This is a genomic window from Streptomyces sp. NPDC005648, from assembly GCF_040605395.1.
Lineage (GTDB): Bacteria > Actinomycetota > Actinomycetes > Streptomycetales > Streptomycetaceae > Streptomyces.
The window spans coordinates 37969-59041 of record NZ_JBEXCS010000028.1 but is presented as its reverse complement, the minus strand read 5'-3'; the positions used below and the strand labels follow the sequence as shown (position 1 = coordinate 59041).

21 protein-coding genes are annotated in these 21073 nt (G+C 71.0%); 9 read left to right on the top strand and 12 right to left on the bottom strand.

What is annotated here, in order from left to right:
* Positions 1-88 precede the first annotated feature (88 nt).
* Both ABZT17_RS18445 and ABZT17_RS18440 read left to right on the top strand, forming a co-directional pair.
* Positions 89-982 (top strand): UTP--glucose-1-phosphate uridylyltransferase, encoded by an 894-nt coding sequence (locus tag ABZT17_RS18445; protein WP_356350049.1) that lies wholly within the window; start codon positions 89-91, stop codon positions 980-982.
* Between the two features lie 98 nt (positions 983-1080).
* The gene (locus ABZT17_RS18440; RefSeq protein ID WP_356350047.1) at positions 1081-2724 is read left to right on the top strand and encodes a DNA repair helicase XPB; all 1644 of its coding nucleotides are present in this window, start codon (positions 1081-1083) and stop codon (positions 2722-2724) included.
* A gap of 46 nt (positions 2725-2770) precedes the next feature.
* Here ABZT17_RS18440 and ABZT17_RS18435 read toward each other — a convergent pair whose 3' ends face one another.
* Entirely contained in the window at positions 2771-2953 is a 183-nt protein-coding gene (locus ABZT17_RS18435) for a hypothetical protein (protein ID WP_356350044.1), read from the bottom strand.
* A gap of 307 nt (positions 2954-3260) precedes the next feature.
* On the opposite strand from ABZT17_RS18435, the gene ABZT17_RS18430 reads away from it, so the two are divergent.
* Positions 3261-5303: a UvrD-helicase domain-containing protein gene (locus ABZT17_RS18430; protein WP_356350041.1), complete on the top strand. Its 2043-nt coding sequence runs from the start codon at positions 3261-3263 to the stop codon at positions 5301-5303.
* On the opposite strand, the gene ABZT17_RS18425 is transcribed toward ABZT17_RS18430, so the two are convergent.
* Positions 5263-5994, bottom strand: a complete 732-nt coding sequence (locus tag ABZT17_RS18425) for a copper homeostasis protein CutC (protein WP_356350039.1) — start codon at positions 5992-5994, stop codon at positions 5263-5265. The genes ABZT17_RS18430 and ABZT17_RS18425 overlap by 41 nt on opposite strands.
* A 151-nt stretch (positions 5995-6145) precedes the next feature.
* Between ABZT17_RS18425 and ABZT17_RS18420 the strand changes: the two genes are divergently transcribed.
* From ABZT17_RS18420 to ABZT17_RS18410, 3 genes are all read left to right on the top strand, one after another.
* A complete protein-coding gene (locus ABZT17_RS18420; protein ID WP_356350036.1) occupies positions 6146-6811 on the top strand; it encodes an HD domain-containing protein in 666 nt (221 codons plus the stop codon).
* Positions 6812-6830: 19 nt separating this feature from the next.
* Positions 6831-7889 carry a GNAT family N-acetyltransferase gene (locus ABZT17_RS18415; RefSeq protein WP_356350140.1) on the top strand — a complete coding sequence of 353 codons (1059 nt, stop codon included), beginning with the start codon at positions 6831-6833 and terminating at the stop codon, positions 7887-7889.
* Positions 7890-8002: 113 nt separating this feature from the next.
* Positions 8003-8782 carry a hypothetical protein gene (locus ABZT17_RS18410; protein ID WP_356350034.1) on the top strand — a complete coding sequence of 260 codons (780 nt, stop codon included), beginning with the start codon at positions 8003-8005 and terminating at the stop codon, positions 8780-8782.
* Here ABZT17_RS18410 and ABZT17_RS18405 read toward each other — a convergent pair.
* A complete protein-coding gene (locus ABZT17_RS18405; protein WP_356350032.1) occupies positions 8772-9050 on the bottom strand; it encodes a DUF4031 domain-containing protein in 279 nt (92 codons plus the stop codon). The two genes, ABZT17_RS18410 and ABZT17_RS18405, sit on opposite strands and share 11 nt — an antisense overlap.
* Positions 9047-9430: a hypothetical protein gene (locus ABZT17_RS18400; protein WP_356350028.1), complete on the bottom strand. Its 384-nt coding sequence runs from the start codon at positions 9428-9430 to the stop codon at positions 9047-9049. Before ABZT17_RS18400 ends, ABZT17_RS18405 begins: the two co-directional genes overlap by 4 nt.
* 55 nt (positions 9431-9485) lie before the next feature.
* On the opposite strand from ABZT17_RS18400, the gene ABZT17_RS18395 reads away from it, so the two are divergent.
* The 3 genes from ABZT17_RS18395 to ABZT17_RS18385 all read left to right on the top strand — a co-directional run bounded on the left by ABZT17_RS18395 (position 9486) and on the right by ABZT17_RS18385 (position 12089).
* Positions 9486-10394, top strand: a complete 909-nt coding sequence (locus tag ABZT17_RS18395; RefSeq protein ID WP_356350026.1) for a MurR/RpiR family transcriptional regulator — start codon at positions 9486-9488, stop codon at positions 10392-10394.
* A 135-nt stretch (positions 10395-10529) separates the two neighbouring features.
* Positions 10530-11468, top strand: coding sequence for an N-acetylmuramic acid 6-phosphate etherase (gene murQ / locus ABZT17_RS18390; RefSeq protein WP_356350023.1), 939 nt, complete (start codon positions 10530-10532; stop codon positions 11466-11468).
* Between the two features lie 51 nt (positions 11469-11519).
* The gene (locus tag ABZT17_RS18385; protein ID WP_356350021.1) at positions 11520-12089 is read left to right on the top strand and encodes a hypothetical protein; all 570 of its coding nucleotides are present in this window, start codon (positions 11520-11522) and stop codon (positions 12087-12089) included.
* Between the two features lie 5 nt (positions 12090-12094).
* Here the strand turns inward: ABZT17_RS18385 and ABZT17_RS18380 are convergent, their stop codons facing one another.
* The 8 genes from ABZT17_RS18380 to thrC form a co-directional block, all read right to left on the bottom strand.
* A complete protein-coding gene (locus ABZT17_RS18380) occupies positions 12095-13636 on the bottom strand; it encodes a carboxylesterase family protein (protein ID WP_356350018.1) in 1542 nt (513 codons plus the stop codon).
* 39 nt (positions 13637-13675) lie between these two features.
* On the bottom strand, positions 13676-14245 hold the full coding sequence (locus tag ABZT17_RS18375; protein WP_356350015.1) for a GNAT family N-acetyltransferase: 570 nt from the start codon (positions 14243-14245) through the stop codon (positions 13676-13678).
* Between the two features lie 96 nt (positions 14246-14341).
* Entirely contained in the window at positions 14342-15472 is a 1131-nt protein-coding gene (locus ABZT17_RS18370) for an NADH:flavin oxidoreductase (RefSeq protein WP_356350011.1), read from the bottom strand.
* 125 nt (positions 15473-15597) lie between these two features.
* Entirely contained in the window at positions 15598-16722 is a 1125-nt protein-coding gene (locus ABZT17_RS18365; protein WP_356350009.1) for an NADH:flavin oxidoreductase, read from the bottom strand.
* Positions 16723-16861: 139 nt separating this feature from the next.
* Positions 16862-18484, bottom strand: coding sequence for a chaperonin GroEL (groL, locus tag ABZT17_RS18360; protein WP_356350007.1), 1623 nt, complete (start codon positions 18482-18484; stop codon positions 16862-16864).
* Between the two features lie 347 nt (positions 18485-18831).
* Positions 18832-19038, bottom strand: a complete 207-nt coding sequence (locus tag ABZT17_RS18355) for a cold-shock protein (RefSeq protein WP_007493268.1) — start codon at positions 19036-19038, stop codon at positions 18832-18834.
* Between the two features lie 452 nt (positions 19039-19490).
* The gene (locus ABZT17_RS18350; protein WP_123761566.1) at positions 19491-19766 is read right to left on the bottom strand and encodes a MoaD/ThiS family protein; all 276 of its coding nucleotides are present in this window, start codon (positions 19764-19766) and stop codon (positions 19491-19493) included.
* Complete coding sequence (gene thrC, locus ABZT17_RS18345) at positions 19763-21055, bottom strand: threonine synthase (RefSeq protein ID WP_356350004.1); 1293 nt, start codon at positions 21053-21055, stop codon at positions 19763-19765. Before thrC ends, ABZT17_RS18350 begins: the two co-directional genes overlap by 4 nt.
* Positions 21056-21073 lie beyond the last annotated feature (18 nt).

Below are 21073 nucleotides of genomic sequence, written 5' to 3'. Positions count from 1 at the left end.
GCGACCTCCGGTCGTCCCCCGGATGCCTTCGCGCAACCTCAGCCGGGCAGTCTCCTGGACGCGACCACCGACGAAAGGGACCGACTCCATGGCCACGACCATCCGCAGGGCGGTCATCCCCGCCGCCGGGCTGGGCTCCCGCCTCCTTCCGCTCACCAAGGCGATCCCCAAGGAGATGCTGCCGGTCGGCGACAAGCCGGTCATCGAGCACACGGTCCGCGAGCTCGTGGCGTCCGGGATCACCGACATCACGATCGTCGTGTCGGGCGGCAAGGGCCTGATCCAGGAGCATTTCCGGCCGAATCCGGGGCTGGTCGCCCAGCTGCGGGCGGACGGCAAGACGGCGTACGCGGACGCCGTGGAGGAGGTCGGCGAGCTGTCCCGGCGCGGCCACATCACCTACCTCGACCAGCACGGCCCGTACGGCAACGGCACCCCGGTCCTCAACGCCGCCCGCAACACCGGCGACGAGCCGCTCCTCGTCCTGTGGCCGGACGACGTCTTCGTGGCCGACGTCCCGCGCGCCCAGCAGCTGATCCGCGCCTACGAGGCGACCAGCTGCCCGGTCCTCGCCCTGCTCCCCATGGACCCGGCCGACTCCCAGCGCTACGGCGTCCCCCGCGTCAAGGAGGACCTCGGCGACGGCCTGCTGCGCATCACGGGCCTGGTCGAGAAGCCGAAGCCCCAGGACGCGCCCTCCGCCTACGCGGCCATCGGCGGCTATGTCATCACCCCGGGGATCGTCGACGAACTCCGCGAGCAGACCAAGGCCTGGTACCAGCACCGCACCGGCGAGATCTACCTCACCGACGCCATCAACGCCTACGCCGCCACCAAGGCCGTCTACGGCCAGGTGATCCAGGGCCGCTGGTACGACACCGGCAACCCCCTCGCCTATCTGACGGCCCAGTTCGCGGCGGCCCTGGCGGACCCGGAGTACGGACCGCATCTGCGGCGGCAGGCGGAGCTGGGCGACGGCTAGCAGGGCCCTAGTCCTGACCGGGCCGATCCTCCCGGCCCGATCCCGCCCGGTTGAGGCACACTGGACGTTTGGCCCGTGCCGAAGGGATGTGCGCGTACGTGAATGGTCCACTGATCGTCCAGTCCGACAAGACGCTGCTGCTCGAGGTCGACCACGAGCAGGCGGACGCCTGCCGGCGGGCCATTGCCCCCTTCGCGGAGCTGGAGCGGGCCCCCGAGCACATCCACACCTACCGGGTGACACCGCTCGGGCTGTGGAACGCGCGGGCCGCCGGGCATGACGCCGAGCAGGTCGTGGACGCGCTGGTGCAGTACAGCCGGTATCCCGTGCCCCACGCGCTGCTCGTCGACGTCGCCGAGACCATGGACCGGTACGGGCGGCTCACCCTCAGCAAGCACCCCGCGCACGGGCTGGTGCTGACCACCACCGACCGGCCGGTGCTGGAGGAGGTGCTGCGGTCCAAGCGGATCGCCCCGCTGGTGGGGGCACGCCTCGATCCGGACACCGTGGCCGTGCATCCCTCCGAGCGCGGGCAGATCAAGCAGGTGCTGCTCAAGCTCGGGTGGCCGGCCGAGGATCTCGCCGGGTACGTGGACGGGGAGGCGCATCCCATCGAGCTCGCCGAGGACGGGTGGGCGCTTCGGCCGTACCAGAAGCAGGCCGTCGAGAACTTCTGGCACGGCGGGAGCGGTGTGGTGGTCCTGCCGTGCGGGGCCGGCAAGACGCTCGTCGGCGCCGGGTCCATGGCGCAGGCCAAGTCCACGACGCTCATCCTCGTCACCAACACCGTCTCCGCCCGGCAGTGGAAGCACGAGCTGGTGAAGCGGACCTCGCTCACCGAGGACGAGATCGGGGAGTACAGCGGGACCCGCAAGGAGATCCGGCCCGTCACCATCGCCACCTACCAGGTGCTGACCACCAGGCGGAAGGGCGTCTATCCCCATCTGGAGCTCTTCGACTCCCGGGACTGGGGACTCATCGTCTACGACGAGGTGCATCTGCTGCCCGCCCCCGTCTTCAAGTTCACCGCCGATCTGCAGGCCCGGCGGAGACTGGGGCTGACCGCGACCCTGGTGCGCGAGGACGGGCGGGAGTCGGACGTCTTCTCCCTGATCGGCCCGAAGCGGTTCGACGCGCCCTGGAAGGAGATCGAGGCGCAGGGGTACATCGCGCCCGCCGACTGTGTCGAGGTGCGGGTCAATCTGACCGACTCCGAGCGGCTCGCCTACGCCACCGCCGAGCAGGAGGAGAAGTACCGCTTCTGTGCGACCACCGCCACCAAGCGGAAGGTCACGGAGGCGCTGGTACGGCGGTTCGCGGGGCAGCAGATCCTTGTCATCGGGCAGTACATCGACCAGCTGGACGAGCTGGGCGAGCATCTGAACGCCCCGGTCATCAAGGGCGAGACCTCCAACGCCCAGCGCGAGAAGCTCTTCGGCGCGTTCCGGGAGGGGGAGATCAGCGTGCTGGTCGTCTCCAAGGTCGCGAACTTCTCCATCGACCTTCCCGAGGCGACCGTCGCCATCCAGGTCTCCGGCACCTTCGGGTCCCGGCAGGAGGAGGCCCAGCGGCTCGGCCGGGTGCTGCGGCCCAAGGCCGACGGGCACCAGGCGCACTTCTACTCCGTCGTCGCCCGCGACACCATCGACCAGGACTTCGCCGCGCACCGCCAGCGGTTCCTTGCGGAGCAGGGGTACGCCTACCGCATCGTGGACGCCGACGAGATCCTCGCCGGGGACTGAGCGAACGGCTACCCGGGTTCCTCGGCGGGAGCGACGGCGCCGCGCGTCACTTGCGGCGTACGCCCGCTTCCTCGCCGTACTCGCCGAGTATGACCACGTCGAAGGCGGCGCCGGCGAAGACACGGATCGCGCGCAGTGCGTTGCCGAGGCGGTGGGTGCCGTGGAGGTCGGACAGGGGGGTCGCACCGGACGGGCGACCGGGGGCTGGGGTGATGGTCGCTGCACTCATGTCTCCATGGTGGCTCTCCGGGCATAAAGGGGGCATCGGCCCCAGGTCTCCACTTGCCGTGCTACCTGGGTACCCCCCGTGGGTGTGCCCTCCACCGCAGGAGGGAGGGGCGATCCCCTAGGGGGCGGAGTAGAAGGCCCGCGGAAATCGGTTGGCGGACGCATCGGTCCCTCGCCTAAAATCTCCGCTCTTGCCCGCCTCCCTCCATGGAGCGCCGCCGCCCGGACGGAAACCGGCCGGCACTCGCAGCAGCACCGGCACATCGCAGCAGCAGCCACCCGGCCCGCGCACCTTCGGAGGCACCCCCTTGTCCACGTCCGTCGACGACCCCCTCTCCCGCGAACGCGCCCATCTCGCCGACTCCCGCGCCGCGTTGCGCGCCATGCGTGAGGACGTCGAGTCGCTCGACATCAAGGACGTCACCGCGAACTGGGTCAACGCCGAGGTCCTGGCCCGCCAGATCGAGGAGCGCATCAAGGCGCTGGCCGACCTCAGCGACACCCCGCTGTTCTTCGGCCGCCTGGACTACCTCCACTCGCCGGGCGCCGAGCAGGCGGAGGGCGCGGACGGCGAGCGCTTCTACATCGGACGCCGACATGTGCACGACCACGACGGCGACCCCATGGTCATCGACTGGCGGGCGCCGGTCTCGCAGCCCTTCTACCGGGCGTCCAAGAAGGACCCGATGGACGTCGCGCTGCGCCGCCGCTTCGGCTACACCCGGGGCGACATCACGGCGTACGAGGACGAGCACCTCTCCGACCCGGCCGAGGCGGCCCGCACCAGCAAGCTGCTCCAGCAGGAGATCGAGCGCCCGCGCGTCGGCCCGATGCGGGACATCGTCGCGACCATCCAGCCCGAGCAGGACGAGATCGTCCGCAGCGGTCTCGGCGGGACCGTGTGCGTCCAGGGAGGTCCGGGGACCGGGAAGACCGCCGTCGGCCTGCACCGGGTCGCCTATCTGCTGTACGCCCACCGCGAGCGGCTCGCCCGCACCGGCACCCTCGTGATCGGACCGAACCGGTCCTTCCTCCACTACATCGAGCAGGTCCTGCCCGCGCTGGGCGAGTTGACGGTCCAGCAGGCGACGGTCGACGACCTGGTGGGCCATGTGGAGGTCAGGGGCGCCGACGACGCGGCCGCCGCGATCGTCAAGGGCGACGCGAGGATGGCGGAGGTGCTGCGCCGCGCGGTCTACTCGCATGTGACCATGCCGACCGAGCCGGTGGTCGTGGTCCGCGGCTCGCGCCGCTGGCGGGTACCGGCGTACGAACTCGAGGACATCGTCCGTGAGTTGCTCGACCGGGACATCCGCTACGGCGCCGCCCGCGAGGCCCTTCCGCAGCGTGTCGCGCATGCCGTGCTGGTGCAGATGGAGCGCTCCGGCGAGGCACCGGACGACCGGGTGCAGGACGCGGTGGCCCGCAACGCGGCGGTGAAGGCGGCCGTGAAGGAGATCTGGCCGCCGGTCGACCCGGCGAAGCTGGTGCTGCGGCTGCTCACGGACGCCGAGTTCCTCGCCGCGCACGCGGAGGGGATCCTCGACGAGGACGAGCAGAAGACCATTTCGTGGGCGCGGCCGGTCCGGTCGGTGAAGTCCGCCAAGTGGTCCGCCGCGGACGCGGTGCTGATCGACGAGACGACGGACATCGTGCGGCGCACCCACTCGCTGGGGCATGTGGTGCTGGACGAGGCGCAGGACCTGTCACCGATGCAGTACCGCGCGGTCGGGCGCCGTTGCACGACCGGTTCGGCGACGGTCCTCGGCGACCTGGCGCAGGGCACCACTCCCTGGGCCACCCGGAGCTGGGACGAGGCGTTGTCCCATCTGGGCAAGTCGGACGGGGTGATCGAGGAGCTGACCGCCGGTTTCCGGGTGCCGACCGATGTGATCGCCTACGCGTCCCGGCTGCTTCCGCACATCGCGCCCGGGCTGACGCCGGTGGCGTCGGTGCGGGAGAACCCCGGCTTCTTCGATCTTCGGCGGACCGCCGGCGCGGCCGAAGTCGTGGCCGCGTGCGAGGAGTTGCTGCGGAACGAGGGGTCCACGGGGCTGATCGCGGCCGACGCCCGGGTCCCGGCGCTGGCCGAGGCGCTGACGGCCGCCGGCATCGGCCACCTCGCCCCCGGCGAGGAGACGACGGCCGAGACCCGCCTCACCCTCGTCCCGGCCTCACTGGCCAAGGGCCTGGAATACGACTACGTGGTCCTGGACGAGCCCCGGGCTGTGGTCGACGGCGAACCCGACGAACGCACCGGTCTCCGGCGGCTGTACGTGGCCCTGACCCGGGCGGTCTCGGGCCTGATCGTCACACATGCGGCGCCGCTGCCGGAGCAGCTGGACGGCTGAGCGGGGCGTCCAGGGAGCGGCGCCAGTCCCGCACCGCCGCCGCCGACACCGGCCCGCTCCAGCCCCCCGGTCGCACCGCCCCGCCGATGTGGAAGGCGTCCACGCCGGCCGCCCTCAGCGGCGGTACGTGCTCCAGCCTCAGCCCGCCGCCCACCAGCAGGCGCTGCTCGTATCCCGGCTCGCCCCGCCTGGCCGCCTCCGTCAGCAGGGTGGGGAGGCCGTCGTCGACGCCCGCCGCGGAACCCGCCGTCAGATAGGTGTCCAGCCCCGGCAGCCCGTCCAGCTGCTTTCTCAGCGCGTCCCGGTCCGCCGCCCGGTCGATCGCGCGGTGGAAGGTCCACCGGCAGCCGTCCAGCTCCGCCACGACCCGCTCCACGGCCGTCAGGTCGACCCGCCCGTCCGGGTCGAGGAAGCCGAGCACGAACTCCGTCGCCCCCGCCGCCCGCAGGTTCCGCGCCACCCGCACCAGGCGGCCCGCGTCCCCCGCCGCGAAACCGTCCTCCAGCCGCAGCATCACGCGCAGGTCGATATGGACGGCGGCGCGGATGGCCGCGACCGTGGCGGGTGGCGGGGTGAGGCCGTCGGACGCCATGTCGGTGACCAGTTCGAGGCGGTCCGCGCCTCCGGCCTGGGCGGCGAGCGCGTCCTCGACGTCGAGGGCGATCACCTCCAGGACTGCACGCGTGCTCATAGGACCCCTTCCGTCGTGTTCCCGCTGGGAGCGGCTACCGGTCCAGTCCCCGCAGGTCCGGCCTACAGGTCTAGTCCAATCTCGGATCACAGCGTACGACGACGGGGTGGCCACCCGCGAGATCGCCCCGGGAAGACGGGAGAATGGGGGCATGGCCGATCTCGATGTCCTGCGCAGCCGGTGGACCCGCACGCTGGAGGGGGCCCGCGGCGCCCGGGCCGGCCTGCCGGACCCCGTGCCGTACGCCGACAACCTCCTCGCCCGCTGGCAGGAGCCGCAGCGCCGCTACCACACGCTCACGCACCTCACGGCTGTCCTGGACCACATCGACGTACTGGAGGAGTACGCCGGCGATCCGGACCTCGTCCGGCTGGCGGCCTGGTTCCACGACGCGGTCTACCTTCCCGACCGCTCCGAGAACGAGGAGCGGTCCGCCCGCCTCGCCGAGCGCGCCCTCCCCGAGGCCGGTGTGCCCAAGGACCGGACCGCCGAGGTCGCCCGCCTGGTCCGCCTCACCACCGGCCACGACCCCGCCGCCGACGACCGCAACGGCCAGGTCCTGTGCGACGCCGACCTCGCGATCCTCGCCGCGCCCCCGTCCGGGTACGCCGCCTACACCGCCGCGGTCCGCGAGGAGTACCACTTCGTACCGGGCGAGGCCTTCCGAGCGGGCCGTTCGGCGATCCTTCGCCAACTCCTCGACCTGCCAAGGCTGTTCAGGACGCCGTACGGGCAGGAGAAGTGGGAGGCGACGGCGCGCTACAACCTCGCCGCCGAGCTGGAAATGCTGTCGACCGGCGCGGAGCGGGCCGAATAGTCTGCGGCCCATGCATGTCATGGGCGGGGAACGGGTGGACGAGGCCGTCGCGAGCTGTGTCGCGACGCTGCGGCCTGCGGTGGAGCGGGACTGGACGGCGGTGCGGGCGGCCGGGATGGAGTGGACCGTCCACGAGACCGCGTTCCACATCGCGGAGTGCCTGATCGCGTACGCCGCCAACCTGGCGGGACGCGCCCAGGACACCTATGTCCCCTTCGAGATCAAGCTCGAAGAGGGCATCGGCAACACCGGTCTGCTGCATGTCGTCGAGACGGCCGGCGCCCTGCTCGCCGCGGCGGTCCGCACCGCCCCGCGCGAGGTCCGCGCCCACCACCCGTACCCCTTCCGCAGCGCGAACCGTGAGGGCTTCGCCGCTATGGGCGTCACGGAGGTGCTGCTGCACACGTACGACATCGCGGGCGCCCTGGGGGTGCCGTACGAACCCCCGTCCGGTCTCCCGGAGTTCGTCCTCACCCGGATCTTCCCGCACGTCCCGCCCGGCCCCGACCACTGGCGCACCCTCCTGTGGGCGACCGGCCGCGGTGAACTGCCCGGCCGCGCCCGGGTCACCGACTGGCGCTGGAACAACAACCTCGTGCACACCACCGAACGCCTCACCCTGCAGGGCATCACACCCGCGTCCGCGCGCGATCTGGTGGCCGGCGGCGACGGCGGCTTCGAGTGGGTCGAGGGCGGCCCCTTCGAGGGCACCCGCGAGGCGTCCGGCTTCCTGCTCAAGGCGTACGAAGGAGGAGTGCACCGACCGGAGTTCGGCGTCTTCGCCCTCGTCCGGCGTGCGGACGGCCGCGCGGTCGGCGGCATGGGTTTCCACGGCGTCCCGGACGAGGAGGGGCGGGCGGAGGTCGGCTACGACCTCGCCGAGACCGCCCGGGGCAACGGCTACGCGACCGAGGCGCTGCGGGCGCTGGCCGAGTGGGCGCTGGCCCGGGACGACGTACACACCCTGTTCGCCACCATCGATCCGTCCAACCTCCCGTCCCAGGCGGTGGTTTCCCGCGCGGGGTTCCGGAAGAGGGGCGTGGACGAGGAGGGGTACGTCTACGAGCTGGGCGGCTGACCCCGAAGTGCGTACCCGGGGCCCATCCTCTTCCTTTCGACTCCCCAGGCCTTCGCCGTGTCCGGATAATTCCGTTACGTCAACGGGGGATCGCGGAAATCGGGGGAAGCGCGATGAGTCAGTACGACCCACCCGGAACGCCACACCTGCCCGGACCGCCACATCCGGACCCGGACCGTCTGCTGGCCCGCCGGAGTGTCCGCTGGACCATCATCAGCGTGGTGGTGAGCACCGTCCTGGCACTGGCCGGCCTGTTCTTCCAGGCCGCCCAGGCGGGCGGCGGATCGGGCGGCACATCGGGCGGCGGGTCGGGAGGCAGCTCCGGCGGCACGGACTCGATCGGCACGAGTTCCGGCGCTTCGGGCAACGGCGGTACCGGCGGCGGAGGTTCGGCCACCGGTGGCACGGCCGGCGGCGGCACGGACAACAGCGGTACGGACAACAGCGGTACGGACAGCGGTGACGGGCTGACCTCCGCGGAGCGCACCCTGCGCGACTCGCTCAACAGCGAGCAGTGGCAACGCAACAGCTGCGAGCACATCACCACGCCCGAGGCGACCGCCGCCCTGCGGTGCACGGTGTCCACCGTGGTCGGCACGGCCAAGGCGACGATCACCACGTATCCGTCCAAGAGCAAGGCCGACGAGGTGTACCAGACCTACACCTCGCAACTGCCGGAGCAGGACTGCAGCCCGCAGGGGAGCGCGCGCACCGTCTGGCGCGAGGACGACAGCTCGACGGCGACCGGCGACATGGCCTGCTACTGGGCGAGCGCGCAGTACGTCATCTTCTGCACCTACTACGACCGGCCCGCGCTCTTCGCGGTGACCGGCACCAATTCCACGGGCCTCATGACCTGGTGGCGCAGTCTCCAGCCCGTGTTCACGGACTGACGCCTCCGGCCCGCCCCTTCGGCCGTCGCAACCCGGACTCCACCAGCAACCGCACCACCTCCCGGCTGCTGACCTCCACCGCGCCCGCGGCCACCACTTCCGCGTACCGATGCGACGGGATGTCGTAGTGGTCCCGCTCGAAGGCCCGCCGCGGAACCCCCAACCCGTCGGCGAACGACCGCAGTTCGTCGAACGAGACATCGCTGACCAGGTGGGACCACATCCGGCCGTGGCCGGGCCAGTCCGGTGGGTCGATGTACACGGTCACGAGGTGGCCGTCCCGCCGGTGGCCGAGCCCAGCGCACCCACCGCCGCGACCTTCACGCCCGCCTGGTGGCAGACCCAGCGCGGGTCGGGGCCCAGTTCGGGCTCGACCTCCAGGGCGTGCGGGTCGCCGGCGCCGCAGACCGGGCACAGGGGCCAGCGGCCGTACGCCTCCAGCAGGGCGTCCTGGACATCCTGCGCGACCAGCCCGGCGACGTACTCCACCCCCTCCGGCCACTGCTCCACCCACCAGCGCCGCCGCACCACGGACTCCTCCACCATCGACACCACGTCCGCCGCGGTGACCTCGCTCGCGGCCAGGTCGGCGAGCACGAGGGCGCGCGCCGCGTGCAACGCCTGCTCCAGGGGACTGATGGGGTGCATGACCCCATTGTGCGCACTCTTGACCAGGAGGCCGGACCGAAAATATCTTTCATGAGTGACCCAGAACGTGAAGGAAATTTTCCAGGCCGCCGCGCCGCCCGCGCCCGCCGCCCTCGCCGCCAAGGTGCGCACCCTCGCACCCTCCATGACCCGCTCCATGCAGCGCGTCGCCGAGGCCGTCGCGGGCGACCCGGCGGGCTGCGCGGCCCTCACGGTCACCGGTCTCGCGGAACTCACCGGCACCAGCGAGGCGACGGTCGTACGGACGGCCCGGCTGCTCGGGTATCCGGGGTACCGCGATCTGCGGCTGGCCCTCGCCGGACTCGCGGCGCAGCAGCAGTCGGGGCGGGCGCCCGCGATCACCACCGACATAGCGGTCGACGACCCGATCGCCGACGTCGTCGCCAAGCTGGCCTACGACGAGCAGCAGACGCTCGCCGACACCGCGGCCGGGCTGGACACCGCGCAGTTGGCCGCGGCCGTCGCCGCGGCGGCCGTGGCACGGCGGATCGATGTGTACGGCGTGGGGGCGTCGGGGCTGGTCGCGCAGGACCTCACGCAGAAGCTGCTGCGGATAGGGCTGATGGCGCAGGCGCACAGCGATCCGCATCTCGCCGTGACGAACGCGGTGCAGCTGCGCGCCGGGGACGTCGCCATCGCCATCACGCACTCCGGGTCGACGGGGGATGTCATCGAGCCGCTGCGGGTGGCCTTCGAGCGCGGTGCCACGACCGTCGCGATCACGGGGCGTCCGAACGGGGCGGTGGCGCAGTACGCCGACCATGTGCTGACCACGTCCACCGCGCGGGAGAGCGAGCTGAGGCCGGCGGCGATGTCGTCCCGGACGAGTCAGCTCCTGGTCGTGGACTGTCTGTTCGTGGGGGTGGCGCAGAAGACGTACGAGACGGCGGCGCCGGCGCTGGCCGCGTCCTACGAGGCGTTGGCGCACCGGCATCGCAGATAGACCGCAGGCAGACAGACCGCAGGCAAATAGACCGCAGGCAAATAGGCCGCAGGCAAATAGATCGCGGACAGACCGCAGCTCCGACCGCAAGCCCGGGCGGGACACCGAACCGAACACCTGAAAGAGCCGCCTCCCATGACCTCCACATCCAACCCCCGTGATCTGCGTGCCGCGTTGGAAGCTCTGACCACCGAGGCGTTCCGTCCCGAGCTCGCCGACATCGATCAGCGGCCCACCCTCGACATCGCCCGGCTGATGAACGACGAGGACACCACCGTCCCGGCAGCGGTCGCGCGGCGGCTCCCGGCCATCGCCGCCGCGATCGACGCCGTGGCCGAACGCATGGCGCGGGGCGGTCGGTTGGTCTACGCGGGTGCGGGGACCGCCGGCCGGCTCGGTGTCCTGGACGCGTCCGAGTGTCCGCCGACCTTCAACACCGGCCCGGAGCAGGTCGTCGGGCTGATCGCGGGCGGGCCGCCCGCCATGGTGACCTCGGTGGAGGGCGCCGAGGACTCCGGCGAGATGGCCCGCGCGGATCTCGACGCCCTCGGCCTCACCGCGTCCGACACGGTCGTCGGCGTCTCCGCCTCGGGACGGACCCCGTACGCCCTCGCCGCCGTCGAACACGCCCGTCGGCAGGGGGCGTTGACCATCGGGCTGGCCTGCAACGCGGACAGCGCGCTCGCGGCCGCCGCCGACCACGGCATCGAGGTCGTGGTCGGCCCGGAGCTGCTCACCGGCTCCACCCGCCTCAAGGCGGGCACGGCCCAGAAGCTGGTCCTCAACATGCTGTCGACGATCACGATGATCCGCCTCGGGAAGACGTACGGGAACTTGATGGTCGACGTACGCGCCTCGAACGAGAAGCTCCGCGCCCGCTCCCGCCGTATCGTCGCCCTCGCCACGGGGGCCACGGACGAGGAGATCGAGCGGGCCCTGGCGGCCACGGACGGCGAGGTGAAGAACGCGATCCTCACCATCCTGGCGAACGTCGACGGCCCGACGGCGGCCCGGCTCCTGACACAGTCCGACGGCCACCTGCGAACGGCCCTGGCCACAGCGGCCACAGGGTGACCCGCCTCGCTCCCTGAACCGTCGGGTGGAGGGCAGGGCAGACTGATACCCATGAACCACGCCCAGCTGACCGCCCTCGGCCGTGCTCTTCGTGTTCTCGGTGAGCACGGGGAGTCGTTGAGTGCCGACACGCCGGACTCCAGGCTCCACGAGGTCAGGGTGGATCTCCGCCGTGCCCTGGATCTGCTCGACGACAGTGTCGGCGGCTCCGCCCCCGCCACCCGTTGTGCCGAGCACCCGAACGGGCCGGTCGACAAGAGCGCCCCGGATCTGTGTCTGCTGTGTGAGACCCGGCGCCGTGCCGCCCGGCGCGCGGAGTACGGCGGTGGTCCGCTTCCGCAGGCCCCCACCGAGTCCGCGCCCTCCCGCTACGGCGTCCGCGCCGACCGCCCCCAGCCCCAGCAGCGCTGGCTGCCGGAGCTGTGGAACGGCCAGGAGTGGCAGCTGTGCGGCACCCCGCGGCGGGACCGGCGGGAGGCCGAGCTGTACCTCACCGCCCAGCGGCGCGGACCGCGTCCGGCGATGGCGTACCGGCTCGTGCACGAGTTCACCGACTACGAGGTGCTGCGGGTGTGGGGTACGCCGGTGAAAGTGGACATCGAGCCGCTGGGCAATCTGTAGCCGGTTCAGTCCAGCAGAGGCAGCGGCCGGAACTCGTGGTCCTCCCACAGCCGCCGTGTCGTCTCGCCCGGGTAGGGTCCGATCTCCGGCTTCACGTCCAGCACCTGTGTCAGCCGGCCCTCGCCGTCGTACGCCGGCCAGCCCGGCTCGCCCGTCCGCGCGAACGCCGTCCACGCCGAGCGGAACCGCGCCGACAGCTCCTCCGCCTCCTTCGGCACCCCGCTCCCCGCGAACAGCAGCAGCCCCAGGTCCGCCTCGAACGTGCCGAAGAGCAGCGGGATGTCCAGCCCGTGGCAGGCGCCCAGGGCTCCGTCGTTGCCCGGTGCCGACCAGGTCAGCTCGTAGAGATGGGCCCGGCCGCCGCCGGCGACCTGTGCCTCGGCCAGCTTCAGCGAGGGCATCCCGAACAGCCAGTCCGTCTGCACCCGCTCGAACAGCTCGCCCGGCGTCGCGTCCGGAAAGGCGGCACGGTACGCCCGCTCGCCCTCCGGCCCGCCGGGCGCGAAGGTCCGCAGCGCCCAACTCGCCTCTTCCTGACCGAGCTCGCCAGGCTGCTGCCCGGCGAGGACGAGGAACAGCCGGTACTCGTCCCGGTTGTGTCCGACGAGCAGATCGATGTCCCGGCCCGAACCGGCCGCCAGCGCATCCCAGGGGGTGCACGGCAGCACCTCGCCGTCGACGACCGGGGAGAAGGGCGTGGCCGTCGGGGCCACCTGCCCCCAGCGCTCCGCACGCGTGGCCCGCATGTCCATCCCCAGCGTCTCGCCGAAGGAGGGGAGTTGGCGTGGGTCGAAGGCGGCGAGCTCGGCGGCCGTCGGGCCCACTCCCGCCTCCGCGGCGATCGCCGACGCGATGTCCCGGGCCAGCTCGTCGGAGAAGTAGGTCCCCGGCACGCTCTGCGCGATCGCCCGCCGGAACAGCCCCCGCGCACTCGGCATGGCCAGCAGCGACGCCACCGATCCGGCCCCCGCCGACTCCCCGAAGACGGTGACCCGGCCGGGGTCGCCCCCGAACGCCGTGATGTTCTCCCGTACCCACTCCAGGGCGGCCACCTGGTCCAGCAGCCCGCGGTTGGCCGGCACTCCGTCGAGCCGCGCGAACCCCTCGATGCCGACCCGGTAGTTGAGGGTGACGACGACCAGGTCTCCGTCCCGGGCGATGCGCCGGGCGTCGTAGCCCGGGCTCCCGGAGTGGCCCAGCTTGTAGGCACCGCCGTAGATCCAGACCATGACCGGCCGCCCGGCGGCCGCGTCCGCCTCCGGGGTCCAGACATTGACGGTCAGCCAGTCGTCGCCCTCGGGCGCGTCCAGCACACCCCTGCGGCCCTGGAACCCGGACTCCTGCGGGGGCGGGGGCCCGAAGGCGTACGCCTCCCTGGTGCCCTCCCAGGCCCGCACGCGCCGAGGTGCCCCGAACCGGGCCTCTCCGACCGGTGGTTCGGCGAACGGAATCCCACGGAAGACGGTGAGGCCGCCCTCCCGAAGTCCGCGCACCGCGCCGGCGGCGGTACGCACGACAGGCCCTTCGGTCACTCCATCAGCTGTCATCGTCCGAGCCTAACCAGCATGTCCCGCAGAGGGACCAGGTCAGGAGGGGCCGGCCGGCCGCCACATCGTCGTCACCACCTGCCCCGAGGGGAGCACGATCTCCTCGCGGGCCGTGAAGCCCACGCTCTCGTACCGCTCGAGGTTGGCGGGATTGGTCGACTCCAGATAGGCGGGGGCGCCGAGTTCGTCGATCCGGGCGAGGCTCTCGGCCAGCAGCGCCATCCCCAGTCCCTTGCCGCGATGGTCGGCATGCGTGCCGAGGATGGTGAGGTGGAAGAAGGGCTCGGCCGGGTGCGCCTCCTCGAACCGGTCTCCGACCTCCATGATCCAGCGGGCCGTGGCGGGATCGGTGGCCTCGGCCAACGTCCCTTCCAGACCGGCCAGTTCCTCCTCGGTGAGCTCGACCCCGCCCGGCGGGATCCAGAGCGCGGCGGCCTCGACGTCCGGGGTGACGACGGTCCAGGGATAGCGCAGCGCGGAGGTGACGTAGACCCGCCACATGACGTCCGCCTGTACGGGCCCCCACACCGGGTCCTGGGCGAAGGCGCTGGTGAAGGTGGAGACGATGGCGTCGATGTCGGAGTGGGTGGCGATGCGGGCACGGGTCATGGACCCATTGTCAACAACCCTTCTCAGCCCAGTCCACCCCAGTCCCGCTCAGCGCAGCCCCCGGGGACGCGCACCCCCACCGGCCCGCACAGCCCCTCAGCTCAGCGAGCGCAGCGCCGCCGCCTCGTACGGCTTCAGCTCGTCGAAGCGGCCGCCGAGGACCTTCGCGGCCCACTCGGGGTCCTGCAGCAGCGCGCGCCCGATCGCGACGAAGTCGTACTCGTCGCGCTCCAGGCTGTCGAGGAGGTCGTCGATGCCCTTGAGCGGCGAGCCCTCGCCCACGAACGAGTTGAGGAAGTCCCCGTCGAGGCCGACCGAGCCGACGGTGATGGCCGTCCTGCCGGTGAGCTTCTTCGTCCAGCCGGCCAGGTTGAGGTCGGAGCCCTCGAACTCGGGCAGCCAGTACCGCCGCGTGGACGCGTGGAAGGCGTCCACCCCCGCGGCGGCCAGCGGAGCGAGGATCGCCTCCAGCTCCTCCGGCGTCTCGGCGAGCCGAGCGGTGTAGTCCTGCTGCTTCCACTGCGAGTAGCGGAAGATGATCGGGAACTCGGGCGACACGGTCTCCCGGACCGCCGCGACGATCTCCGCCGCGAACTTGGTGCGCGCCACCGGGTCACCGCCGTACGCGTCGGTACGGCGGTTGGTGCCCGCCCACAGGAACTGGTCGACGAGATAGCCGTGGGCGCCGTGGATCTCCACGCCGTCGAAGCCGATGCGCTCCGCGGCCGCGGCGGCCTCGGCGAACGCGCCGATGACGTCGTCCACGTCCCGCTGGGTCATCGCCTCGCCGGTCGGCTCGGCACCCGCGTTCGCCAGGCCGGACGGCCCGACGGCGGGGGCGTCGGCGAACGGCGGCTGCCCCTGCTTGCGCACCATGCCGATGTGCCACAGCTGCGGCACGATCGTGCCGCCCGCCGCGTGCACTCCCTCGGCGACCTTCGCCCATCCGGCCAGCTGCTCCTCGCCGTTGAACCGCGGGACGCGGTCGCTGTCCCCGGCCGAGTCATGGCCGACGTACGTACCCTCGGTGACGATCAGGCCCACCCCGGCGGCGGCCCGGCGCGCGTAGTACGACACCACGTCCTCGCCCGGCACTCCGCGCGGCGAGAAGTTGCGGGTCATCGGCGCCATGACGATGCGGTTGGGCACGGTCAGGCCGTTGATCGGGGTGGGACGGGAGAGGATCTCGGCCGCGCGGGAAGCGGACTCGGGGACGGTGGCGGTCACGTGAGGGTCTCCTAGGGGAACCGGACGGTATGTGCATGCGCATGGAATCTACCTACGCACCAACCGCCCGGCCGATCACGCTATTCCGCAAGCCGGTGTGACTCCGCGCACCCCGGCCCCTCGCGTCAGCTCAGCGACCCCAGCGACACCGCGTCGTACGGCGCGAGCTCCCCGAACCGCCCCGCCAGCACCTTCGCCGCCCACTCGGGGTCCTGCAGCAGCGCCCGCCCGACCGCCACCAGGTCGTACTCCCCCGCCTCCAGCCGGTCCAGCAGACCGTCGAGCCCCTTCAACGGCGCCCCCTTCCCGAGGAACGCCTCCAGGAAGTCCCCGTCGAGCCCGACCGACCCGACGGTGATCGCCGGCTTCCCGGTCAGCTTCTTCGCCCAGCCCGCCAGATTGAGGTCGGACCCCTCGAACTCGGGTGTCCAGTGGCGCCGGGTGGAGGCGTGGAAGGCGTCCACCCCGGCCTCGGCGAGCGGAGCGAGCACCGCCTCCAGCTCCCCCGGCGTCTCGGCGAGGCGCGCCTCCCACGCCCACAGCTTCCACTGCGAGAAACGGAAGATCACCGGGAAGTCCGGGGAGACCGCCGCCCGTACGGCCCGTACGACCTCCGCCGCGAATCTCGTCCGGGCGACGAGGTCACCGCCGTACTCGTCGGTGCGGCGGTTGGTGCCCGCCCACAGGAACTGGTCGATCAAGTAGCCGTGGGCGCCGTGCAGTTCGACCCCGTCGAAGCCGAGCGCCTCGGAGGTCGCGGCGGCCCGGGCGAAGGACTCGACGACGTCGTCCACGTCCTGGAGGGTCATCGCCTTCCCCGCGCCCTCGGTGCCGTCCGTACGGATGCCGGAGGGGCCGATATGGGGCGCGTGCGCGTACTCCCCCTCCGGCTGGTCGCGGATCATGCCGATGTGCCAGATCTGCGGCACGATCGCGCCGCCCTCGGCGTGCACGGCCTCCACCACCTTCGACCAGGCCGCCCCCCGCTCCGGTCCGTGCAGCCGCGGGATGCCGTCGAACTCACCGGCCGAGGCGTGGTCGACGTACACGCCCTCGGTGACGATCAGCCCGACCCCGGCGGCGGCCCGGCGCGCGTAGTACGACACCACGTCCTCGCCCGGCACTCCGCCCGGGGAGAACTTGCGGGTCATCGGCGCCATGACGACGCGGTTGGGGACGGTCAGGCCGCCCACGGTGAAGGGGCGGGAGAGAAGCTCGGCGGCGCGTGTCGCGGTGGGGGTGGCGGTCATGCCAAGTGGCTTTCCCCGCACGGGACTTGCGAACACACGCGCGAGGGCGGCACCCCCGGCGGGAAGCTGGGGATACCGCCCTCGGCAAGGACGTCGATCAACCGCGCGGGCCGATCGCCGATCAACCGGAACCGGTCGATCAGAAGTCCATGTCACCACCCGGCATACCGCCACCGGCGGGCGCGGCGGCCTTCTCCGGCTTGTCGGCGATGACGGCCTCGGTGGTGAGGAACAGCGCGGCGATGGAGGCGGCGTTCTGCAGCGCGGAACGGGTCACCTTCGCCGGGTCGATGATGCCGGCCTTGACCAGGTCGACGTACTCACCGGTCGCGGCGTTCAGACCGTGGCCCGGGGTCAGGTTGCGGACCTTCTCCACCACGACACCGCCCTCGAGGCCGGCGTTGACGGCGATCTGCTTCAGCGGGGCCTCGAGCGCGATGCGCACGGCGTTGGCGCCGGTCGCCTCGTCACCCTCCAGGTCCAGCTTCTCGAAGACGGAGGACGCCTGGATGAGCGCGACGCCACCACCGGCGACGATGCCCTCCTCGACGGCCGCCTTGGCGTTGCGGACGGCGTCCTCGATGCGGTGCTTGCGCTCCTTGAGCTCCACCTCGGTGGCGGCACCGGCCTTGATGACCGCGACACCGCCGGCGAGCTTCGCCAGGCGCTCCTGCAGCTTCTCACGGTCGTAGTCCGAGTCGCTGTTCTCGATCTCGGCGCGGATCTGGTTGACCCGGCCCGCGACCTGCTCGGAGGAGCCGGCACCGTCGACGATGGTGGTCTCGTCCTTGGTGATGACGACCTTGCGGGCCTTGCCCAGGAGGTCCAGGGAGGTGTTCTCCAGCTTGAGACCGACCTCCTCGGAGATGACCTCGCCGCCGGTGAGGATGGCGATGTCGTTCAGCATCGCCTTGCGGCGGTCGCCGAAGCCCGGGGCCTTGACGGCGACGGACTTGAAGGTGCCGCGGATCTTGTTGACGACCAGGGTCGACAGGGCCTCGCCCTCGACGTCCTCAGCGATGATCAGCAGCGGCTTGCCCGACTGCATGACCTTCTCCAGGAGCGGGAGCAGGTCCTTGACGGAGCCGATCTTGGAGTTGGCGATCAGGATGTACGGGTCGTCGAGCGACGCCTCCATCCGCTCCATGTCGGTGGCGAAGTACGCCGAGATGTAGCCCTTGTCGAAGCGCATACCCTCGGTGAGCTCCAGCTCCAGACCGAAGGTCTGGGACTCCTCGACGGTGATGACGCCTTCCTTGCCGACCTTGTCCATGGCCTCGGCGATGAGCTCGCCGATCTGGGTGTCGGCGGCGGAGATGGAGGCCGTGGAGGCGATCTGCTCCTTGGTCTCGACATCCTTCGCCTGCTCGAGCAGGGCACCGGAGACGGCCTCGACGGCCTTCTCGATACCGCGCTTGAGGGCCATCGGGTTGGCGCCGGCGGCTACGTTGCGCAGGCCTTCCTTGACGAGGGCCTGGGCGAGAACGGTCGCGGTGGTCGTACCGTCACCGGCGACGTCGTCCGTCTTCTTGGCGACTTCCTTGACCAGCTCGGCGCCGATCTTCTCGTACGGGTCCTCGAGCTCGATCTCCTTGGCGATGGAGACACCATCGTTGGTGATCGTGGGGGCGCCCCACTTCTTCTCGAGGACGACGTTGCGGCCCTTGGGGCCGAGCGTCACCTTCACGGCGTCCGCGAGCTGGTTCATGCCGCGCTCGAGGCCGCGCCGCGCCTCCTCGTCGAACGCGATGATCTTGGCCATGTGAAGTGGTCCCTCCAGGACTGGGGGTGATTCCTTCGGACCGCGCCCGCGCCCGCGACGGACGGCTCGCCGACCCGTGGGTTCCTTGCCCCACCCGGCCTGCGGGCCTCACCGACCCGGTCCTTCTTTGTCACTCTCACCTTCAGAGTGCTAACGCCAATGATTAGCACTCGGGGTAGGCGAGTGCAAGCGGCTCTCGGGATCGGCCGGGTCTCGGGCGGGGCCGTGACGGGTCCCGGCGGGTGCCCCCGGGCATGCCGAAGGGCTCGTAACCCATGACTCCCCATGGGATACGAGCCCTCCGAAGAAGAACAGAAGAACGACGCTGTTACTGCCCGGCGCGTGCTTCAGCCGGTCGCCAGGCGAACCATGTCCGCCTGCGGCCCCTTCTGACCCTGCGAGATCTCAAAATCGACCCGCTGGCCCTCTTCCAGGGTGCGGTACCCGTCCATCTGGATGGCGCTGTAGTGGACGAAAACATCCGCACCACCGTCGACCGCGATGAAGCCGTACCCCTTCTCCGCGTTGAACCACTTGACGGTGCCCTGAGCCATGCCTAACTCCCCTATTACTGGCCCTTGCACAGATCCGCACTTCGCGGATCCGGGTCAGACCTCACCCCCCACGGTTTGGGGGCGTGCGCCGGAACGCGTCGACCGCGGCCGAATGTATCTGTCCAACTGCCGTCTGCAACAGGTCAATCGGACGAGAATTCTGGACGGAAGGGGTCCGGAATGTAGTGAGAATTCGCCCGAATTCAGGGCAAGTCGGGCCCCATAAAACGCGCATAAGCCACAAAAGACGTGCACACTTTGGCTACTTCTCATCGCATCCGGAGACGGTACTCATATGCGTCCGGCATACGGAAAGCAGCTGGTTCCCCAACTGTACCGTGCTCAACCATGCAGAATTGCCCCCTCCGGTTCTCTCACGGAGGGGGCAATTCGATGAACTCTTGGTAACCGGCGTTACCGACGGTAATAATCGGGGCGGCCGGTATGCGCGCTCAGCCGCCGGCGACGGCCGGGATGATCGACACGCCCGCACCGTCCGGGGTGGCCGTCTCCAGCCCCTGCTCGAACCGCACGTCGTCGTCGTTGACGTACACGTTGACGAACCGGCGCAGCTTGCCCTGGTCGTCGAGGACGCGCGCGGCGATACCGGTGTGGTTCTTCTCCAGGTCGGCGATGACCTCGGCGAGGGTCCCGCCCTCGGCGGTCACCTCGGCCTGTCCGCCGGTGTAGGTACGCAGGATGGTCGGAATGCGGACGGAAACGCTCATGATGCGAGGCCAGCCTCTCGGAAGGAGTCGAGGTTCGGACGGATGGTCGCGGTCAGGCCGGTGTCGGAGGCCACCGCGTCCAGGGTCTTGAGGCCGTCGCCGGTGTTCAGCACGACCGTGGTCAGGGTCGGGTCGAGGAGACCGTTCTCGATCAGCTTCTTGGTGACACCCACCGTCACGCCACCCGCCGTCTCGGCGAAGATGCCCTCGGTGCGGGCCAGCAGCTTGATCGCCTCGACGACCTGCTCGTCGTCGACGTCCTCCACCGCGCCGCCGGTGCGACGGGCGATGTCCAGGACGTACGGTCCGTCCGCCGGGTTGCCGATGGCCAGCGACTTGGCGATGGTGTTCGGCTTCTGCGGGCGGACCACGTCGTGCCCGGCCTTGTAGGCCACGGACACCGGCGAGCAGCCCTCCGCCTGGGCGCCGAAGATCTTGTACGGCCTGTCCTCGACGAGCCCGAGCTTGATCAGCTCCTGCAGCCCCTTGTCGATCTTCGTGAGCTGCGACCCGGAGGCGATCGGCACCACCAGCTGGTCGGGCAGCTTCCAGCCCAGCTGCTCGCAGATCTCGTAGGCCAGGGTCTTGGACCCCTCCGCGTAGTAGGGCCGCAGGTTGACGTTGACGAAGCCCCAGCCCTCGCCGGCCGGGTCGCCGATCAGCTCGGAGCAGAAGCGGTTCACGTCGTCGTAGTTGCCCTCGATACCGACGAGCTCGCCGCCGTAGACCGCGGCCATGACGACCTTGCCCTGCTCCAGGTCGTGCGGGATGAAGACGCAGGAGCGGAAGCCGGCCCGCGCGGCGGCGGCGCCGACCGCGCCCGCGAGGTTGCCGGTGGAGGAGCAGGAGAGGGTGGTGAAGCCGAAGGCACGCGCGGCCTCGATGGCCTGGGCGACGACCCGGTCCTTGAAGGAGTGCGTCGGGTTGCCGGAGTCGTCCTTCACGTACAGACCGCCGGTGACGCCGAGCTCACGGGCGAGATTGTCGGCCTTGACCAGCTTGGTCCAGCCGGGGTTGATGTTCGGCTTGTCGGCCACGTCCGCCGGGACGGGCAGCAGCGGCGCGTAACGCCAGATGTTCGAAGGTCCCGCCTCGATCTGCTTGCGGAGCTCCTCGGTGTCGTATGCCGAGAAGTCGTACGCGATCTCGAGCGGGCCGAAACACTCCTCGCAGGCGAAGACCGGACCGAGCGGTACCCGGTGACCGCATTCGCGGCAGCTCAGTGCCGCGGCGGGTCCGAGGTCGACGGTCGTGGAGTCCGTGGTGCTTGCAACAGTCTGCGCAGCCATGTGAGGCGAGGCCCTTTC

Coding starts and splice junctions, on each gene's coding strand:
- ABZT17_RS18365 (WP_356350009.1), bottom strand. CDS start 16,722: ATGACCGCCACCCCCACCGCGACACGCGCCGCCGAGCTTCTCTCCCGC.
- ABZT17_RS18355 (WP_007493268.1), bottom strand. CDS start 19,038: ATGGCTCAGGGCACCGTCAAGTGGTTCAACGCGGAGAAGGGGTACGGC.
- groL (WP_356350007.1), bottom strand. CDS start 18,484: ATGGCCAAGATCATCGCGTTCGACGAGGAGGCGCGGCGCGGCCTCGAG.
- ABZT17_RS18385 (WP_356350021.1), top strand. CDS start 11,520: ATGAACCACGCCCAGCTGACCGCCCTCGGCCGTGCTCTTCGTGTTCTC.
- murQ (WP_356350023.1), top strand. CDS start 10,530: ATGACCTCCACATCCAACCCCCGTGATCTGCGTGCCGCGTTGGAAGCT.
- ABZT17_RS18380 (WP_356350018.1), bottom strand. CDS start 13,636: ATGACAGCTGATGGAGTGACCGAAGGGCCTGTCGTGCGTACCGCCGCC.
- ABZT17_RS18425 (WP_356350039.1), bottom strand. CDS start 5,994: ATGAGCACGCGTGCAGTCCTGGAGGTGATCGCCCTCGACGTCGAGGAC.
- thrC (WP_356350004.1), bottom strand. CDS start 21,055: ATGGCTGCGCAGACTGTTGCAAGCACCACGGACTCCACGACCGTCGAC.
- ABZT17_RS18350 (WP_123761566.1), bottom strand. CDS start 19,766: ATGAGCGTTTCCGTCCGCATTCCGACCATCCTGCGTACCTACACCGGC.
- ABZT17_RS18410 (WP_356350034.1), top strand. CDS start 8,003: ATGAGTCAGTACGACCCACCCGGAACGCCACACCTGCCCGGACCGCCA.
- ABZT17_RS18375 (WP_356350015.1), bottom strand. CDS start 14,245: ATGACCCGTGCCCGCATCGCCACCCACTCCGACATCGACGCCATCGTC.
- ABZT17_RS18415 (WP_356350140.1), top strand. CDS start 6,831: ATGGGCGGGGAACGGGTGGACGAGGCCGTCGCGAGCTGTGTCGCGACG.
- ABZT17_RS18400 (WP_356350028.1), bottom strand. CDS start 9,430: ATGCACCCCATCAGTCCCCTGGAGCAGGCGTTGCACGCGGCGCGCGCC.
- ABZT17_RS18445 (WP_356350049.1), top strand. CDS start 89: ATGGCCACGACCATCCGCAGGGCGGTCATCCCCGCCGCCGGGCTGGGC.
- ABZT17_RS18435 (WP_356350044.1), bottom strand. CDS start 2,953: ATGAGTGCAGCGACCATCACCCCAGCCCCCGGTCGCCCGTCCGGTGCG.
- ABZT17_RS18420 (WP_356350036.1), top strand. CDS start 6,146: ATGGCCGATCTCGATGTCCTGCGCAGCCGGTGGACCCGCACGCTGGAG.